The sequence below is a fragment of the Oleiphilus sp. HI0086 genome (assembly GCF_001635225.1).
Window position 1 is genome coordinate 1 of sequence record NZ_LWFZ01000248.1, and the last position, 1,804, is coordinate 1,804.

At 44.6% G+C, this 1,804-nt stretch carries 1 protein-coding gene and 1 pseudogene; one reads left to right on the top strand and one right to left on the bottom strand.

The features are described from left to right. On the top strand, positions 1–426 hold a 426-nt coding region (locus tag A3756_RS03250; protein WP_197481133.1), incomplete at its 5' end, for an ATP-binding protein. Positions 427–506: 80 nt separating this feature from the next. Here the strand turns inward: A3756_RS03250 and A3756_RS28535 are convergent. Beyond that, positions 507–1,711 (bottom strand): annotated as a pseudogene (locus A3756_RS28535) (IS3 family transposase); the annotation flags it as partial. Positions 1,712–1,804: the final 93 nt, after the last annotated feature.

Below are 1,804 nucleotides of genomic sequence, written 5' to 3' on the forward strand. Positions count from 1 at the left end.
GGAAAAACCTATCTTGCTTGTGCATTAGGACATCATGCCTGTCTGCACGGTTATCAAGTACGATACTTCAGAGCCTCGCGGTTGTTCGAGCAGCTGACCATCTCACACGGCGATGGTAGCTACCTAAGACTCTTAAACCAAATAGCCAAGGCTGATGTTCTAATTATCGATGACTGGGGCTTGGAGGCTTTAACACAGCCTCAAAAAAATGATCTACTCGAAATTATGGAAGATCGCCACAACAGTAAATCGACCATAGTGACTAGCCAATTACCGATGACGAAGTGGCATAAATTTATCGACGATCCGACCTTGGCTGACGCCATATTAGACCGGCTACTGCATAACGCTCACAAACTTAACTTAAAAGGAGAATCGATGAGAAAAGTACTAACTTCGTTGACTGAAGATGATCACTTGAAGTAAAAAGACAACTCACGATGCATGGATGGGAAACAAGTGATCACGTTCAGCGCAACGGCTGATCAGTTTTAGCGGAATACGCAATTACTTACACCAGGCCGACTTCGAGAGCTGGCGACACCCAAATCCTGCATTTTTGCTTGCATTGTTAAGCTCTTCATTGGGCTACCATTATCCGAGTGCAACACCAGGGATTTTCTGACGCACTTTTCTGACCAAACACTGCGCTCAAGCAATGCTGCTGCATGTTCTCCTTGCTCGGACTCATGCACTTCCCAGCCAACAATTTTGCGACTGAAGATATCTTCTATCATATACAGGTAATAATACCGCCCTATCACAGTTGCAGGGCAGTACGTAATATCCCAACTCCAGACTTCATTTGGCCCAGTGGCCGTATATCCCTTCGGTTTCTTCGTACCATTTTTGGGCTTGTCTCGCCCCCTGTGAGCCAGTTGATTATGTGCTTTGAGCACACGATAAAAGCTGGACTCAGAAGCAATATATTGCCCTTTATCCGCTAGCCTTGGTACGATTTGGCTGGGTGGAAGGTCCGCATATTCGGGCTCGTTACAGATATTGATAATGCTCTGTCGCTCGGTTTCTGACAACTTATTCTTTGGCTCAGGTCTAATAGCTGACTGTCTTTTGTCCTGTGTAACGCCACCATCTTCAATCCAGCGTTGTAAGGTCCGAAGCGATAAGCCTATTAGCTCACAGGCTTTCACTCTTCTGGCTCCAGCACTAACGGCTTCATCAATCAGCTCCACATAATATTGCCTATCTGGAAGCATGGTTAGCTGTCCTCGTCTTCCCCCCAGTAGGCATTGAGCTTTTTTCTGAGCACCAATAATGCAGCAGTTTCAGCAAGTGCTGCATCTTTGCGTTTTAGCTCCTTCTCTAACTGCTTAATACGCTTCTTATCTGCTTTGCGCTCTGCAGCTTCCTGTTTCTTACGCTGAGCCTCAGTCATATTGTTGTTAATACAAGATTGTTTCCATTGCTTCACCTGATCAGGGTACAGCCCTTTTTCTCGGCAATACTCACTTAGCTCTATCTCCGACATCATGGCGGTTTCCAGAACAATTGAAAACTTTGCTTCTGGAGACCAGTTATCTGGACTACTACTTTTTGTCACACTTGAACCTGGTAATTGAAATTTATCTCGCCAGGAATACAAGGTGGATAGGTTTATGTTTTCCTGGGCTGAAAACGTTCTTAATGATAACCCACTTTCAAGCCACTTCTTAACAATGGCTTCTTTAAACTCTTTTGAATAATGCTTCACTCATATTCTCTTACCGCCTCCTATTCAATTATTAAAAATTAACAGAGGCGACAACTATCCTGACACAGGGGGGAATCGTTGCATGAACGATTT